Below are 17,118 nucleotides of genomic sequence, written 5' to 3'. Positions count from 1 at the left end.
CGAAAAACTACTTCGACTGTTAACGCGAAGCATATTTGCGTTTGTCTTATTGTCGGGCATTCATTCAAACTGATTATATGCCTTGCGTGTCGGGTGGTCACACGTTTATGTGGCTACCCGACACCGCGAGGACCAGCCCATGCTTAATCTCATCGTCAATGGTATATTGATCGGAATTGGTGCGACGATCGTGATGGACGTCTGGGCATTGGTTCTATCACTGCTTCCCGGTCAATCTCGTCCCAACTGGGGGCTCGTTGGCCGCTGGTTCTGGCATTTGCGTGACGGGCAGATATTCCACGATGACATCTCAGCATCAAAGCCTTATGCACACGAAGTTGCACTTGGCTGGATCGGTCATTACGCGGTCGGCATTCTTTATGGCATTATCTTTGCGCTTTATGGCGGCGCGGCGTGGTTTGCGAATCCGATTTTCCTACCTGCATGGATATTCGGCATCCTGACGGTTGCAGCTGGATGGTTTCTGCTTCAACCAGGATTGGGAATCGGTTGGGCTGCATCGCGTTTGCCAAACGCGCGAAATGTCCGTATCCTCAATCTTGTCGCACATACGTTTTTCGCTTTCGGCATGTATGGAACCGGCATCTTGCTAAAAACTACCATTTAATCAGATAGATAGCTTTAAGATTGGCAACTTAGACAGTTACCATTTTTGAAGCTCTTTCAAAAATTAAAGCCTGAATAGGTGACTGGCGCGGGTTTGAAAGTCAGTCCAAACTAAATCACGTTAATAAGCAGGCATTCTTGCGGCAGAACTGTGTTTTTGATCGCGTTGGGTGTATGGGGAACAAATCCGCTCGCGTAAAATGCGGCTGCGGCTAACAAATACGGCAATCGCAACAGATTGCACCGATTTCAACCGGCTGGTCGCAAGCAATTGCGCTCGGCTGTTTATTGGTGCCTTTCAATGCGCGCTTTTTGCCCTGGAGGGATCATGCTGGAAAAGCTGTTCAAATTGCAGGAACATGGCACGTCGGTGAGAACGGAAGTGATCGCTGGTGTGACCACCTTCCTGACGATGTCTTACATTATCTTCGTCAATCCTGATATTCTGTCCACCACGGGCATGGATCGCAATGCGGTATTCGTAGCCACCTGTCTTGCGGCAGCTCTTGGTTCGATTGTCATGGCGCTTGTCGCCAATTGGCCAATCGGCATGGCACCCGGCATGGGCCTCAATGCCTTCTTCGCCTTTACCGTTGTTGGCGCCATGGGTTTTTCCTGGCAGCAGGCACTCGGCGCGGTCTTCATTTCGGGTGTCATCTTCCTGTTCCTGACAGTGACAGGTATTCGGCGTTGGCTGGTTGAAGGTATTCCACATTCGCTAAGAAGTGCGATTGCTGCCGGTATCGGTATGTTCCTGGCGCTGATCGGTTTGAAGAGCGCAGGCGTTGTCGTTGATAATCCTGCAACGCTCGTCGGTCTTGGCGATCTGCGCGAAGCTGGTCCTCTTCTGGCGATTGCTGGTTTCTTCATCATTGCAGCTCTCGATGCGCTCAAGGTTCGTGGTGCGATCCTGATCGGTATTCTTGTCGTTACCATTGCGTCGATTTCGCTTGGCATTACGCAGTTTGGTGGTGTGTTCTCCGCTCCTCCGAGCCTTGCGCCTACATTCCTGCAGCTCGATATTATGGGTGCACTGCACACCGGCATTCTGCACGTCATTCTGGTTTTCGTACTGGTTGAAGTGTTCGATGCGACCGGCACGCTGATCGGCGTCGCGAAGCGTGGCGGACTGATTGAACCGGGCAAGCCAAACCGTCTGGGTAAGGCATTGTTTGCGGATAGCACCGCAATTCTCGGTGGTTCGCTGCTCGGTACGTCTTCCACGACCGCTTATGTTGAAAGCGCTTCTGGGGTTCAGGCTGGTGGTCGGACGGGTCTTACGGCACTCGTCGTCGCCCTTCTATTCCTCGCAGCGCTCTTCATTTCGCCACTGGCTGGTTCTGTACCTGCTTATGCAACGGCACCGGCGCTTGTCTATGTCGCATGTCTGATGATGCGTGAACTGTCGGAAATCAAGTGGGATGAAATCACGGAAGCAGCTCCAGCCGCTCTTACGGCACTGTCCATTCCGTTCACCTACTCTATCGCCAACGGTTTGGCTTTTGGCTTCATCAGCTACGTTGTGCTGAAGTCTGTAACGGGCAAGGCTCGTGAAGTTCACTTGGCGACCTGGATCGTCGCGGCACTGTTTGTGATCCGCTTCGCATTCTTCCCAGAATAACACGAAACGCCGGGGCAACACCCCGGCGTTTTTCTTTCTAGTCTAAGGGAGTTGAGGTAATGACACCGGATGAATTGAAACTGCTCGAAAAACTGATTGAGGTTGTCGAAAAAGACGTCATACCCCTGACAGAACAGGGTGTTGCAGAAGGCAATAAGGTTTTTGGTGCGGCTCTGCTGAACAAGTCTGATTTATCTCTGGTGCTTGCCGAAACTAATAATGAGACCGAAAATCCGCTGTGGCACGGCGAAGTCCATACGTTGAAGCGTTTCTATGAAATGCCTGAGCAGGGACGTCCGAATACGAAGGAAATGGTTTTCCTTTCCACACACGAGCCATGCTCTATGTGTTTGTCTGCGATAACCTGGAGTGGTTTCGATAATTTCTACTATCTGTTCAGCCACGAAGATTCACGCGACGCTTTTTCGATCCCGCATGATCTGAAAATTCTCAAAGAAGTCTTCACGCTGGAGCCAGGTGGTTACAACCGCGACAACAGTTTCTGGCACAGTCATTCGATTCCGAAGATGGTGGCTTCGCTACCGGAGCCCGATCGCTCACGACTGGAAAAACGACTTGATGCTATTCGCGCAAAATATGACGCAATGTCGGGCACTTACCAATCTTCCAAAGATGGCAATGCCATTCCATTAAGCTAATAAAAAAGGCCGCATATCATCTGATATGCGGCCTTTCTCAGTATCAAATTCTGTCGAGCAGATTGCGCTTCTGCAGGTTCTGGATCAGCGCGCGAACACCGAAAGTCCATTCGGCGCAATTATCGGTACGATCGACCCAGTTGACGAGTCGTCCAAGCTTAGGCGTCGAAATCTCCACCTTGTCGCCGATTTCGTGCGTGAAGCCTTGACCAGCACCGCGACGATCTTTGACCGGTGCAAACATGGTGCCCAGGAAAAGAACAGCGCCATCCGGATACTGATGGTTGCGGTTCATCATCTGTCCGGCAAGGTTTTCCGGATCACGGCTGATCGCTTCCATCGGGCTTTCGCCGGTCATCTCGAAACCGTCAGTACCAGTTACTTTCAGCGATAGCTTGAGCTTACGCAAAACATCCATGGTGAAATTGCCGTCAAAGAGCCGGATGAATGGACCAATGGCGCATGATGCGTTGTTGTCTTTTGCTTTGCCGAGCAGAAGTGCTGAGCGGCCTTCCACGTCACGCAAATTAACGTCATTGCCAAGCGTTGCGCCCACGATGCGACCGTCAGATGCAACAGCAAGCACCACTTCCGGCTCAGGATTGTTCCATTGTGAAATTGGCAAAATGCCGACAGTATTACCGCAGCCCATCGAAGACATTGGCTGCGACTTTGTGAAAATTTCAGCATCGGGGCCAATGCCGACTTCCAGATACTGCGACCAGAGGCCCATCTCCTGAAGCAACGCCTTAACCTGTGCCGCCTTCTCAGAACCTGCCGCTACGCCGCGCAGACTGTCGCCGATGACAGGTGCCAGACGGTCACGTACTTCACGCGCACGGCTTGGATCACCCTTCGCCTGTTCTTCGATCACACGTTCGAGCATACTGTCGGCGAAGGTAACACCTGCAGCCTTGATCGACTGAAGATCAATTGGAGCAAGCAGTTCACCCTTTTCGCCAGAAAGATAATCGTCAAGCGCACCAAGGTCAGCAAAACGGCTGATATCTTTCAGCTCACCCACCAAGTCCTTGCGCTCCAGCAGACCCGATACGGTTGCAGAAAGGCTGGAAAGATCATGCACATGGCCATTTACAACCAATACGGGGCAGGGACCATTTTCAGCCTTCGACCACACGCGCCCAATGAGCACTGCCGACGCGCTGTCTTCAGGCAAAATGATGGACGAGTTCAGAGTATGCTTGTCTTGCACGGATATTCCTCCCGGTTTGTTCAGTTCAAGATGCTATTGGATGGTTTCGGCGCGGAGACGCGACTATGTCCAAATCAGAGGCGGATCATTTCCGTCTGTGCTGAAAAGCTCACAATCTAACTCCTCCAAAATTATATTGTAGGGTTGTCTGATAACTATATATTCAAAGCTTGAAAACTCTTTTATGCGTCGAACAACGCAATTGGGATGAATTAGCCTGCCGAACTGCCGTTATTCGCGTAGATCGAAGTCTTCTGCGAAGCGGTGTTGTCGTTGGGTGCGAGGTTTTGACATGCAGGAAGTGCTGGAAATGAACACGGAACAGCAAGAAGCGCTGAAGCAGGCGCTTGGAAATGATATGGTCCTGACCGATCCAGATGCGATGCAACGTTTCTGCCGCGATTTTCCTGGCGATGTACAACATGGCGCAGTTGCCGTCTTGCGTCCGCGGAGCACAGAAGAAGTTGCGCTAGCAGTTAAAGCGAGCCGCGCACAGGGGCTTGGAATCATTCCTCAGGGTGGAAACACCGGTCTGGTGCAGGGCGGTGTACCCGATGGTCAGAGTGACGTGGTCATTCTCAGTCTTGAGCGTATGAACCGCATCAGGCAAGTCGACCCTGACGATTTTTCAGCGATTGTCGAGGCTGGCTGCATTCTCCTCGAAATGAAGAATCAGCTCGCGGCGCAGGGCATGTTTTTCCCGTTAGCGCTTGGAGCGCAGGGAAGTTGCCGTATTGGCGGCAATGTCAGCACCAATGCCGGTGGCGTCAATGTGTTGCGCTACGGTATGACACGGGAATTGGTGTTGGGACTTGAGGTTGTTCTGCCAGACGGCTCAATTTTCAACGGCCTTTCCACCTTACGAAAAGATAACCGCGGTATTGATCTCAAGCAGCTGTTTATCGGTGCAGAAGGCATTTTCGGTATTGTTACAGCTGTTGCAATCAAACTGATGCCTTTGCCCGACAAAGTCGAAACCGCGATGCTTGGGCTCAATTCGCTCGAAGATGCGATTGCGCTTTATCGTCGCGCGCGCGTTCAGTGCTGCGATTTGATGTCCGCCTTTGAATTCATGCCGCCGATGGCATTTACCCTTGCACAAGAGGCCATTCCGGATCTCGTTGCTCCATTGGGGCAATATCCCGCTTATGTGTTGATGGAGATTTCAGGCTCGGGTCTGGTCGATACTGCGGCCTTGATGGAAGCATTTTTGAGCGAAGCATTGGAAAGCGGTCTTGTGATTGATGGCACCATCGCTTCGTCGCGTGCACAAGCGCAAAACCTTTGGCAATTTCGTGAAGGAATGAATGAAGGTCAGGCGCTGCGTGGTAAACACCTTCGCACCGATATCTCTGTACCCTTATCAAAGCTCGCAACATTCGTAGCGGAGGCAGAGGCAGAACTTGCTGCAGTCCTGCCAGAGTGTCTTGCGATTTCTTATGGTCATGTTGGTGACGGCAATGTGCATCTTAATGTCATCCCGCCAAACGACCTCGATCTCGCAATCAAGGATAAGAAAATCAAACTCGCTAAAGAGACGATTAACGCAGTTCTTGATCGCTATGCTGGCAGTATCAGTGCCGAACACGGCATTGGGCGTTTGAAGCGCGATGATTTCGAAAAGCGGCTTGATCCTGTGAGAAAAGCTCTTCTATCAAGGCTTAAACATGCTCTTGATCCAGATGCGATCATGAATCCCGGATGTCAGCTTTCGCTTGACTTGGTTCAGGACTGACGACAAATCAGATCTAAGGAATACAGAGGGAGAAGCGGAACGTGTTCGGTGAAATCAGGCGCAACGAGCAACTTCCGGCCCGTATTGCTTCAGAGATTGTGCGACAGATAACTGAAGGCAGTTTTCGGCCGGGGCAAAAACTGCCGACCGAACACAATCTTGCACAGAGCTTCGGCGTTAGCCGTTCGGTCATCCGTGAAGCGATTGCCCAGTTGCGTAATGAAGGATTGATCGAAACGCGTCAGGGTGTTGGTGCATTCGTCACCGAACCCGACCGTCGCCAAGCGATCCGCATTGAACCGGAAACACTCGCTGACCGGGATCATTTTCAAAGCCTGTTTCAGCTTCGTATGGCGCTGGAGATTGAAGCCGCAGGCCTCGCCGCTGTGCATCACACAGCCGAAGACATGAGCAGGCTAGACGAAGCTCTCGCTGAAATGACTGGCCGAGAAAAGTGGACGGATGAGGGGATCGCTGCGGATCTCGCTTTTCACCGGGCGCTCGCAGCTGCCACGCATAATGAATATTTCCCGCTTGTGCTCGGTTTCATAGCGGAGCGTATCAGTCAGGCAATACGTGCTGCACGCGCGCGTGCTGTGCTTGAAGAGATCGTCGAAATCACGATCGCGGAACATCAGGCGATCCGTGATGCGATTGCGGTGCGTGATCCTCTCAAAGCACGCGAAGTCATGCGCCAGCACGTCGTGGGTGCAGCCAGCCGCGTCAATCTCAAGCTCGAAACATTTTAAGGACAATGAATTTGCATATCATCGTTATGGGTGTGTCCGGGTCTGGAAAATCGACGGTTGGCGAAAAGCTGGCAGAAGCTCTTAATCTGCCCTTTCTGGAGGGGGACAGTCTTCACCCAAAATCCAACGTCGATAAAATGGCGTCCGGCATTCCTTTGCAGGATGAAGACCGGTGGCCGTGGCTTGATAAAATCGGCGAGCGAATGGCCGTTGCAGAGCAGGGGCTTATTGTTTCATGTTCATCGCTGAAAAAGAGCTATCGGGATTGCTTGCGTGCAGCGGTTGGTGGGCAACTGGCTTTCGTGTTTCTTGATGGAAGCTTTGAAGTTCTGCATGAACATATGGGGCATCGTACTGGCCATTTTATGCCGGTAACAATGCTGGAAAGCCAGCTTGCCACGCTGGAAAGCCCGGTTGGTGAACCTTTGGTGTTCCGCGTGGATGTTGTCGATCCGATCGAGAAAATCGTCGCAGAAAGCCTTGAGTGGCTCCGCTCTGCGAAGGCTGAGCTATCTTAGAGGCCAGAAGAACATCAGTGCAGGCACAGTCACAAGCGCGATAATGATTGATAGTGGCAATCCAAGTCTCGGATAATCACTGAACTTGTAGCCGCCTGGTCCCATCACAAGTGTATTGCACTGGTGTCCGATTGGTGTGAGGAAATCGCAACCCGCACCAATTGCCACGGCCATAAGGAAAGCTTCCGGTTTAAAACCAAGGCCAGAGGCAAAGCTTGTCGCAATCGGAGCCATCACCAGCACAGTTGCCGCATTATTGAGAAACGGCGTAACCATCATGGCCGTAACCAGAATAAGCGCCAGTGCACCAGCTGGTGGTAGCTGGTGACCGATACTGGCCAAGCCTTCGGCAATCAGTTCAGTGCCACCCGTTGTTCTTAAAGCATCGGATACCGGGATAAGCGCTGCGAGCATCACCAGAATAGGCCCGTCAATCTCGTCATAGACCTCATTGATCGGTATGACCTTGAAAAGCAGCATCGCAACTGCTGCAGCAAAGAATGCGACGGCAACGGGAACAAGACTGAGCGCGGTAGCGCCAATCGCTGCAATCAGGATTGCAAGCGGGATAAGCCCGCGCCTCACACTGCCAAGCATCAACTTGCGGCGAGCCAATGGCAGTAGTTCAAATTCTGTCAGAAAGTTTGAAAGGCTTGCCTGCCTGCCCTGCAGAACCACAACATCGCCAAAACTCAGACGCACTTCACTAAGACGTTCGGAAATGCGCTGGCCGGGACGACTGACCGCCAGCAGATTGACCTCATAGCGGGCGTAAAGATCAAGCTGTTGCGCATTGAGGCCGACGAGGCGGGAATTGGTTCCAATCACAGCTTCAACAGTTTCGATTTCTGTTGAGCCGCTCGTTTCTGATGGGTTGCGGTTCTTGGACAGGGTAAGCTTGCCAGAGCTGACGACCGTATCCAGTGCTTTGGGATCACCTTCGAGCAGAACTATATCGTTCTCGACAATCACAGTATCGGGCAAGGGAGTGATGCGGCTGTTTTTGCGAATGATCGACGTCACCATAGCTTCGCCCTCGGCGGGCTTGATGAGATCGCTGATGCGCTTGCCGACGATGGTAGAGTTGCCAAGCACGCTTGCTTCTGAAGCATAATTCTTGATCTTGATGGCTTCATCAAGCGAAATGTTTTCACGCGTGCGCTGCGGAACCAGCCAATAAAACGTAACCAGATAAACAAGGCCTACCGCTGCCAGAACCGCGCCGACTGGCGTGAAGTCGAACATTGTGAATGGCTCGCCAACCATTTCACCTCTTATTCGAGAAACGACGATATTGGGCGAGGTACCCACTTGCGTCATCAGGCCACCAAGGAGTGCACCAAATGCCATCGGCATCAGAAAGGTAGAAGGTGAGACGTTGGAGCGTCGGGCAAACTGAAAGGCAACCGGGATCATGATCGCGAGCGCGCCGACATTTTTCACGAATGCGGATAGAACGGTCACAATGGCAACCAGTACCGCGAGCTGCAATCGCACGCTGTTTATATCTGGCAGGAATCGTTGCACGGCTTCCTGCATCAGACCCGAACGGGCGACCCCAGCACTTACAATCAGAGCACTGCCGACAATAATAACGATATCATCGCTGAAACCGGTAAATGCCTGATCGAAAGGGACGACACCAACTGCAACAGCCAGCAGCAGCGAACAAAGAGCCACAATATCGTAGCGAAATTTGCCCCAGATAAATGCCCCCATCATGAGAATAATCACTGCGAAGGACAGTATCTGCTGATGGGTCATGTAATGCGCATTCCTCAGAAAGAGAAAAATATTCTACTTTTTGTAGCGCATAACAAAGAAAACGAAAACGGATAATTATAGCATTTCCAGCAAAAGTGCGAAGCGGTTTTGCGTAGGATAATGCGTAAAAACAAACAGTTACAGCGGTTTCAACGATTCATCCTTAACTGAACCGCTGTAAATCGAATTCTAATGCATTGGGCGCTCAGAATCCTGAACGCCCAATGTTGAAATTAGTTGCCTGGGCGACGACCGTCGGCACCAAAAATATGAACGTCTTTTGCCGACGCACCAATCTTCACAACTTCATCAATCGTATGTTCAGAACGGCCCTGAACGCGGAAGATCAGCGGCTTGCCGTCAGTGAGTGAACTATGGATATAGCTTTCAGCACCAACGAGTTCGATGGCTTCGATGCGAACTTCTGCATTGAATCCGTCGGCTTCCGGTTCACCGTTCTCGATGATGCGAATATCTTCCGGACGCACGCCGAACGTGTATTTGTCCGAAGGAAGCGTTACAGCCTTGCCCGGCTGCCAAAGGTTCTTCTCGCCGCTTTCCAGAAGGTTCATGGACGGTGAGCCGATGAAGGTCGCAACAAAGGTCGAAGCTGGCTTTTCGTAAAGTTCGATTGGCGTGCCAACCTGTTCGATATTGCCGGCGTTCAGCACCACTAGACGGTCTGCCATGGTCATGGCTTCCATCTGGTCGTGAGTCACATAAACGCTGGTTGTTCCAAGCGAACGCTGTAGGCGTTTTATTTCAACACGCATCTGCACGCGAAGCTTCGCATCAAGGTTCGACAATGGTTCATCAAAAAGGAATGCAGCCGGTTCGCGCACGATAGCGCGCCCCATAGCAACGCGCTGACGCTGGCCACCAGAAAGCTGACGGGGCTTGCGATCAAGGAACTGCTCGATTTCAAGCGCCTTCGCAGCCTTGGCGATGCGGCGCTCGATCTCGTCCTTTGGCGTTTTACGGTTCTTCAAGCCATAGGCGAGGTTATCGCGAACTGACATATGCGGGTAGAGCGCATAGTTCTGAAACACCATTGCGATGTCGCGTTCTGCTGGTTCCACATCGTTTACAACGCGGTCTCCAATAGAAATTGTGCCAGCAGTGATGCCTTCAAGGCCTGCAATCATGCGCAGAAGCGTGGACTTGCCGCAGCCGGATGGACCAACCAGAACGACGAATTCACCGTCCTTGATCTCCAGCGAAACGCCTTTGATGACTTCAATACCGCCGCCATAGTTCTTGCGGACATTATCAAGAATGATCTTGCTCATTATTTTTCCGTTTCCACGAGACCTTTGACGAACCAGCGCTGCATTAGCACAACAACGAGGATCGGCGGTATGATAGCCAGAATGGCCGTTACCATGACGTAGTTCCACGGTGTGGAAGCATCAGCGAAATCCACCATACGACGCAAGCCGATGATGATGGTGTTCATTTTCGCATCGTTGGTAACGAGCAGCGGCCAAAGATACTGGGTCCAGCCATAAATGAAGAGAATGACGAAGAGGGCAGCGATATTCGTCTTCGACAGCGGAAGCAGGATGTCGCGCATGAAGCGGAATGGCCCTGCATTGTCGATGCGTGCTGCTTCTACCAGCTCACCCGGAATGGTGAGAAAGAACTGACGGAAGAGGAACGTCGCTGTCGCCGATGCCATAAGCGGTAGCGTGAGACCTGCATAGGTATCGATCATACCAAGATCGACGATAACCTTATAGGTCGGCAGGATACGCACTTCGACCGGCAGCATGAGCGTGACGAAGATCATCCAGAAGAAGAACATGCGGAACGGAAAGCGGAAAAACACAATCGCGAAAGCCGACATAAAAGAAATGATAATCTTGCCGACTGCGATCAACATCGCAACAACGAACGAGTTCCACAGGAGACGTTCGAGGCTCACGCCAACCACACGCTCAACGCCACCGAAAATGGCGTCGCCATAATTCTCCATCATATGCCCACCGGGCAGAAGCTGGATTGGCGGGCGAATAATATCGCCAGACGTAAGTGTCGAAGCGACAAAGGTATAATAGATCGGAAAGGCAACCACGATGATCCCGATAATGAGGATCAGATGGCCTAACAGATTTGAGACTGGGCGTTTTTCAATCATGGTCGCCTCACTCACGAATAATGCACGCGCTTCTCAATGAAGCGGAACTGGAATGCGGTCAGGGCGATCACGATAATCATCAGAATAACCGACTGCGCCGAGGAGGAGCCGAGGTTAAGATTGACGAAGCCGTCGTTATAAACCTTGTAGACCAGGGTTTCAGTGGCTTTGGCAGGGCCGCCGCCGGTTACAGCATGGATAATGCCGAACGTATCGAAGAACGCGTAAACCGTATTGACCACCAGCAGGAAGAATGTGGTTGGTGCCAGAAGCGGGAATACGATCGACCAGAAACGCCGCGCGCCGCGCGCGCCATCAATGGCCGCTGCTTCAATAAGCGATTTCGGAATTGCCTGAAGTCCAGCAACGAAGAACAGGAAATTGTAGGAAATCTGTTTCCAGGCCGCAGCACCTACGATCATGGCCATGGCTTGATTGCCATTGAGCAATGGGTCCCATGCAAAGCCGCTGCTGCGAAGCAGATAGGCAAGCGTGCCCATGGCAGGATTGAACATGAATAACCACAACATACCTGCAACGGCAGGCGCTACGGCATAAGGCCAGATCAGCAGGGTACGGTAGAATGTCTTGCCGCGAATGACACGGTCGGCAGCAGTTGCAAGCAACAAGGCTGCGCCCATGGCAACAAAAGCGGTCAGAAGATTGAAGACAATCGTAACCTGAACGGAATGCAGATAATTGGAGTCGGATAGCACATTGGTAAAATTGGCTAACCCGACAAATGTAGATTTCAGCCCGAATGCGTCTTCACGCATGAAGGACTGATAAATCGCCTGACTTGCTGGCCAGAAGAAGAAGATCACAGTCAATATGATCTGCGGTGCCAGCAGGAAGTAGGGTAAGATTTTATTTGGAAACGTGACTTTCTGCACGGGGAGTTTCCTTGCGGATAGCAATGCCGCCAAGCCCTTAGGGCAGGCGGCACGCTTTAGTTCATCAGATTATTGAGCTGCAGCAATCGCTTCGTTCGCGCGTTTTACAGCGTTATCGAGAGCAGTCTTTGCATCCTGCTTGCCGCCGAGCATGGCTTCGAATTCTTCATTCAGAATATCACGAACCTGTGGCAGGTTGACGAGACGCACACCCTTGGAGTTTTCCGTTGGTGCCTTGCCCATCATCTGAAGGATTGGCGTTTCGCGACCCGGGTTCTTTTCATAGAAGTCCGAGTTCTTGGTTGCTTCATAGGCGGCCATAGTCACAGGCAGGTAGCCGGACTTTTCATGCAGCTTCTGCTGAATTTTGGTCTGCGAAAGGAAGTTGAAGAACTGCGCAATGCCTTTGTACTGGTCATCGCTGAGACCAGCAAACACCCAGAGACTGGCGCCGCCCGGAATTGTGTTCTGAGGGCCATGGCCTTCATAATAAGGAAGCTGACCGATACCGTAGTTAAGGCCAGATTTAATAACGTCACCAAGACCACCCGACGATTCCGTCAGGATTGCGCATTCACCGGAGGTGAAAAGCTGCTTGGCTTCAGATGTACGACCGCCATAACGGAAGGTGCCATCCTTGGCGAGATCGGCAATTGCCTGGAAATGCTCAACGAAGAGCGGCTCGTTGATCTTGAGTTCGACGTTGGTGCCGCCAAGACCGTTTTCATTGGTGCCATAGGAAACATTGTTCCATGCGGCAAAGTTTTCAGTCTGAATCCATGTGAGCCATGTCGAGGTAAAGCCGCAAGCAGAAGCGCCGCTCGACTTGATCTTCTTGGCTGCTTCAAAAACTTCCGGCCAGGTCTTTGGCGGGTTGTTTTCGTCAAGACCAGCCTTCTTGAATGCGTCCTTATTATAATAAAGGATCGGCGAAGACGAGTTGTATGGGAACGACAGCATCGTGCCGTCTGGCTTCGAATAATAAGCAACAATGCCTGGCAGATACTGCGACTTGTCGAACTTGAATCCACCCTTTTCAAGCACGTCTGCAGCTGGAACCATAGCGCCTTCGGCAGCCATCATGACACCGCTACCAGCGTCGAAAACTTGAATGATCGCTGGCGGCTGCTTGGAACGGAATGCAGCAATGCCTGCGTTCAACGTTTCAGGATAGCTACCCTTGTAAACAGGAACGATCTTATAATCGCTCTGGCTTTCATTGAACTCTTTTGTAAGTTCAATGATCATTTCGTTGTTGGCGCCAGTCATACCGTGCCACCAGCTTAGCTCCGTCTGAGCGAAAGCCTGTGAACCAATGGTGAGAGCAAGAGCGCCAGTGAGCGCTGAAGTCGTGATCAGACGGGTAAGCATATTTCCTCCTCGGAAATGAGGTTACGTAAACATCAAGAGCGAATTTACCGCTCGAGGTGCCGGAACCTGCATTATGGTTATTACACTTTTATGACTGCAATTTTGCTCGGGATCAACTTCTCACTCGCAATAATAGAATAAATTCGAAAATGTTAATGGTTAAAAGGAAAAAAAACGAAAAAGAATCGATAAATATTGGGGAGAAGATGTGGATAGCTTGCCAAGCAGTCTCTGACGAGAAGAAGTCAATGGAGGTATGTCGTTAGCCGCCTCACAAAGCCGCCATTTATGGCGTTGCCAATTACATAAGCGATAATGTATTTAAGGCACTATTAAAAGTAACCCATAAAATTCAATATTCTCAGGGGCTTGCGCGGGAGAAAGAATCCGAATTATCTGCTGTCGATTTTGCGACGCTGCCGGAGTTTTCACTTAATCTTCAGGCAATCTACGCAAACGTACATTATGACATTCGCATACATGGAGCCGCCAAGGTTCCATGAACCGCCTGACGGAGTTTCCATGCCCATTCATGCTGACTGGAATGCAGCGTCTTTATCTGCAAAAGTTTTTTCCAGAACGTGGAGCAAGAATGAACCCGGCGGGGTAATCATCGGATTTGACGCCCATGGCGTTAAGTTCGCCTATGCAGGTGGTTTGGAAAGCCTGCCGTCCGGCACGCCTTTTACGGCCAATACGGTCGTTCGTTATGCATCCATCACCAAGCATGTGTTTTGCGCCATGGTGTTGCGTCATGCTGATGTAATCAGTCTGAATGACAGGCTTGGCGATCACCTTCCAGAACTGCAAAACCCACTGGCAGATGTTTCCGTCGGACGCGCACTTGATATGACATCAGGTCTGCCCGATGTGCGCGAAAGTCTGACCTTATTGGGCTTATCGGTCTACACGCATACGGACGCGGATAGCCTTATCGACTTTCTGTCGTCGATGACGCGGCTGAACTTCAGTGCTGGCAGTGAGATCTCCTATTCGAATACGGGATATAGGTTGGTTGAAGCAGCACTGGAGCGCAAAGGACTGAGTTTCAACGACTTCGTGAAATCTGAAATCAATGCGGTGCTGAACACTTCCCTTGAAGTTCCAGATGTCTGGGCCGACCCGGTTAAAGGGCTTGTTCCCGGCTATTGGAAAAACGGAGATAAATGGCAGGAAAGTTCGGCAGGCTTGCATCTATCAGCATCGGGCAGCCTTGCAGGTAGTGGAATGGCTCTCACCAACTGGGCGCAAGCGCTACTTAAAGGTGAAGGTGCATTTAGTGGGTTGCTTTCGACGCTTTCAGCGGAACACTTTTTGAGCGACGGTCGCCCGACAGGCTATAGCCTTGGCCTGCGGTGGAACGAAATCAATGGCAAGCGCTTCGTCGGCCATGGTGGATCGCATCCCGGCTATAAAAGTTATTTTCTTCTCGACCCCGCAGACAAAACAGGCATGATTGTTGTCTGTAATCGAGAAGATGCTGATACATATAAGATTGCCCGTGACTGCATGGCTGCTCTCAACGGGCTGTCGCTTCCTGAAATGACGACAGCTATCCCTGATGGATTATATGTCGCCGATGCAGGTCCATTCTGGCTTGAGATGCGTGGCGGTGTTGCCAATTATCTTGGCGCTGAAGATCGGCTCTACAATATAGGAGAAGACTGGGCCTCTTCATTATCGCCATCCTCGCCAATGAAATTGCGCTGGGACGGTGAGGTGCTTCAAGGCGAAATCGGCCATGTGAAGCGAGAGTTGCTTCCAGTTCAGGCGAGACCAGTCAATAAAGAGTTTGACGGTCACTGGAGCGCTCCTCTTTATGGTGCATCTTTCACTATCGATAACGGCCATATCATTATGGGTATCGGACCTACGCGTCAGCTTATGCCGCTTGAAGATCTCGGTAATGGCAGAGCTTTGTTCACGTTGCGGGATGGTCCATGGAACAAGCGCATTTGCGTCCATATGCTTGGCGACAACAGGCTTGAATTGGTACTCAACCGCAGCCGCATGATTGAATATCAGCGTTGAAACCGCTTCATTATGTTATTTTCGGGAAATTGATTCCGAAAATGATTTGAATGGAGTGAGCCAATGCTTGAACAGATGATCGATCAGGGTGCCGGTCGTGAGCCTGCCGATATCGTGTTGAAAGGTGGCCGCTTCTTCGATCTTGTAACCGGCGAACTGGTTGAAAGCGACATTGCGATTAGCGGTGATCGTATTGTGGGAACGTTCGGCACGTATCAGGGTAAGAGGCAAATTGATATTTCCGGTCGCATTGTTGTGCCGGGTTTTATCGATACGCATCTCCATATTGAATCGTCCAATGTGACACCGCATGAATTTGATCGTTGTGTGCTGCCACAGGGCGTCACAACGGTCATTTGCGATCCACATGAGATTGCCAATGTTCTCGGCGTAGAAGGCCTGCAATATTTCCTCGATAGCTCGCTTGAAACGATCATGGATATTCGGGTGCAGCTTTCAAGCTGTGTACCTGCGACCCACATGGAAACATCCGGTGCCGAACTGCTGATCGATGATCTGCTGCCCTTTGCCGATCATCCGAAGGTCATCGGCCTTGCTGAGTTCATGAATTTCCCCGGCGTGCTTTCAAAAGACCCTGAATGCATGGCAAAGCTCAAGGCTTTTCAGGGACGTCATATTGACGGTCATGCGCCGCTTCTGCGTGGGCTGGATCTGAATGGCTATATTTCTGCCGGTATTCGCACCGAGCATGAAGCGACCAGTGCCGAAGAAGCGCTGGAAAAGATGCGCAAGGGTATGCATGTGCTGGTGCGTGAAGGCTCGGTTTCCAAAGACCTGCATGCTTTGATGCCGATCATCACTGAACGGCACTCGCAGTTTCTGGCGCTTTGCACGGATGATCGCAATCCTCTCGATATCGCTGATCAGGGCCATCTTGATTATCTCATCCGCACGGCAATTGCTGGAGGCGTAGAGCCGCTGGCGATTTATCGCGCGGCAAGTGTTTCGGCAGCGCGCGCTTTCGGGCTGTTTGATCGCGGACTTGTTGCGCCGGGGCAGCGCGCCGATCTCGTGGTCGTCGACAGTCTTGAAGGCTGCAATGCTGAAATCGTTCTGTCTGCGGGCAGGGTGGTTTCGGAAGAACTGTTCTCAACACGTGGATCAGTTGCGGAAGTCGGACGCAACAGCGTGAAAGCGCCCACTGTCAGTGCATCAAGCTTCAGATCACAATCCAACAGCGGCAAAACGCGTGCAATTGGCATTATTCCGGGAAAGATCATCACGGAAAGCCTGGAGTTTGATCTTAAAGTTGGTCCGCATGGTGTGGAACCCGATCTTGAGCGCGATGTGGTCAAAATCGCGGTCGTTGAGAGACATGGTAAAAATGGCAACATCGCCACCGGCTTCGTGCATGGTTTTGGCCTTAAAGCCGGAGCTATTGCTTCAACCGTCAGCCACGACAGCCACAATATCTGTGTGGTCGGTGTTTCGGATGAAGACATTGCAGCTGCGGCCAACCGCTTGGGCGAAATCGAAGGCGGATTTGTCGTTGTACGCGATGGCAAAGTGCTTGCGGAAATGCCTCTGCCTATTGCCGGACTGATGAGCGTTGAACCTTACGAAACCGTCAGAGAGCAACTACGTGCGCTTCGCCATGCAGCTGAAGAGCTCGGTTCAGTATTGGAAGAACCGTTTCTGCAGCTGGCTTTTGTTGCGTTGCCAGTTATCCCACATCTGAAGATAACGGATCGCGGACTAGTCGATGTCGACAAATTTGAATTTGTTGGCAACTGAGCAGACTGACATTATCGTCATAATTGCATTAATCTGATCTGCTAA

14 protein-coding genes are annotated in these 17,118 nt (G+C 51.4%); 8 read left to right on the top strand and 6 right to left on the bottom strand.

Going from position 1 to position 17,118, the window contains the following annotated elements:
• The first annotated feature begins 139 nt into the window (after positions 1–139).
• From RT142_RS06845 to RT142_RS06835, 3 genes are all read left to right on the top strand, one after another.
• Complete coding sequence (locus RT142_RS06845; RefSeq protein ID WP_064321783.1) at positions 140–628, top strand: DUF2938 domain-containing protein; 489 nt, start codon at positions 140–142, stop codon at positions 626–628.
• 327 nt (positions 629–955) lie between these two features.
• Complete coding sequence (locus RT142_RS06840) at positions 956–2,248, top strand: NCS2 family permease (protein WP_112806707.1); 1,293 nt, start codon at positions 956–958, stop codon at positions 2,246–2,248.
• Between the two features lie 59 nt (positions 2,249–2,307).
• Entirely contained in the window at positions 2,308–2,907 is a 600-nt protein-coding gene (locus RT142_RS06835) for a deaminase (RefSeq protein ID WP_064321782.1), read from the top strand.
• A gap of 43 nt (positions 2,908–2,950) precedes the next feature.
• Here the strand turns inward: RT142_RS06835 and RT142_RS06830 are convergent, their stop codons facing one another.
• Positions 2,951–4,120, bottom strand: coding sequence for a fumarylacetoacetate hydrolase family protein (locus RT142_RS06830; RefSeq protein ID WP_151563012.1), 1,170 nt, complete (start codon positions 4,118–4,120; stop codon positions 2,951–2,953).
• Between the two features lie 292 nt (positions 4,121–4,412).
• Between RT142_RS06830 and RT142_RS06825 the strand changes: the two genes are divergently transcribed.
• The 3 genes from RT142_RS06825 to RT142_RS06815 are packed head-to-tail and all read left to right on the top strand — an operon-like array spanning position 4,413 to position 7,122.
• Complete coding sequence (locus RT142_RS06825; RefSeq protein WP_112806705.1) at positions 4,413–5,855, top strand: FAD-binding oxidoreductase; 1,443 nt, start codon at positions 4,413–4,415, stop codon at positions 5,853–5,855.
• Between the two features lie 41 nt (positions 5,856–5,896).
• Complete coding sequence (locus RT142_RS06820) at positions 5,897–6,604, top strand: FadR/GntR family transcriptional regulator (RefSeq protein ID WP_112806703.1); 708 nt, start codon at positions 5,897–5,899, stop codon at positions 6,602–6,604.
• A gap of 5 nt (positions 6,605–6,609) precedes the next feature.
• Positions 6,610–7,122, top strand: a complete 513-nt coding sequence (locus RT142_RS06815) for a gluconokinase (RefSeq protein ID WP_112806701.1) — start codon at positions 6,610–6,612, stop codon at positions 7,120–7,122.
• On the opposite strand, the gene RT142_RS06810 is transcribed toward RT142_RS06815, so the two are convergent.
• The 5 genes from RT142_RS06810 to ugpB form a co-directional block, all read right to left on the bottom strand.
• Positions 7,114–8,886 carry an SLC13 family permease gene (locus RT142_RS06810; RefSeq protein ID WP_007879373.1) on the bottom strand — a complete coding sequence of 591 codons (1,773 nt, stop codon included), beginning with the start codon at positions 8,884–8,886 and terminating at the stop codon, positions 7,114–7,116. The two genes, RT142_RS06815 and RT142_RS06810, sit on opposite strands and share 9 nt — an antisense overlap.
• Before the next feature lie 233 nt (positions 8,887–9,119).
• Positions 9,120–10,175, bottom strand: coding sequence for a sn-glycerol-3-phosphate import ATP-binding protein UgpC (locus RT142_RS06805; RefSeq protein WP_112806699.1), 1,056 nt, complete (start codon positions 10,173–10,175; stop codon positions 9,120–9,122).
• Positions 10,175–11,023, bottom strand: coding sequence for a sn-glycerol-3-phosphate ABC transporter permease UgpE (gene ugpE / locus RT142_RS06800; protein WP_007879365.1), 849 nt, complete (start codon positions 11,021–11,023; stop codon positions 10,175–10,177). Before ugpE ends, RT142_RS06805 begins: the two co-directional genes overlap by 1 nt.
• 11 nt (positions 11,024–11,034) lie before the next feature.
• The gene (gene ugpA, locus RT142_RS06795) at positions 11,035–11,916 is read right to left on the bottom strand and encodes a sn-glycerol-3-phosphate ABC transporter permease UgpA (RefSeq protein ID WP_064321775.1); all 882 of its coding nucleotides are present in this window, start codon (positions 11,914–11,916) and stop codon (positions 11,035–11,037) included.
• Between the two features lie 69 nt (positions 11,917–11,985).
• Positions 11,986–13,287, bottom strand: a complete 1,302-nt coding sequence (gene ugpB / locus RT142_RS06790; protein ID WP_162699719.1) for a sn-glycerol-3-phosphate ABC transporter substrate-binding protein UgpB — start codon at positions 13,285–13,287, stop codon at positions 11,986–11,988.
• 522 nt (positions 13,288–13,809) lie between these two features.
• On the opposite strand from ugpB, the gene RT142_RS06785 reads away from it, so the two are divergent.
• On the top strand, positions 13,810–15,318 hold the full coding sequence (locus RT142_RS06785) for a serine hydrolase domain-containing protein (RefSeq protein ID WP_105519605.1): 1,509 nt from the start codon (positions 13,810–13,812) through the stop codon (positions 15,316–15,318).
• Between the two features lie 63 nt (positions 15,319–15,381).
• Positions 15,382–17,073, top strand: coding sequence for an adenine deaminase (gene ade, locus RT142_RS06780; RefSeq protein ID WP_105519604.1), 1,692 nt, complete (start codon positions 15,382–15,384; stop codon positions 17,071–17,073).
• Positions 17,074–17,118 lie beyond the last annotated feature (45 nt).

Origin of the sequence: Brucella sp. (genome assembly GCF_032066345.1) — a bacterium.
In the GTDB taxonomy this organism is placed as follows: domain Bacteria; phylum Pseudomonadota; class Alphaproteobacteria; order Rhizobiales; family Rhizobiaceae; genus Brucella; species Brucella pseudogrignonensis.
Note: the sequence above shows the minus strand (reverse complement) of the source record. Positions and strands in the feature narration are given on the sequence as shown.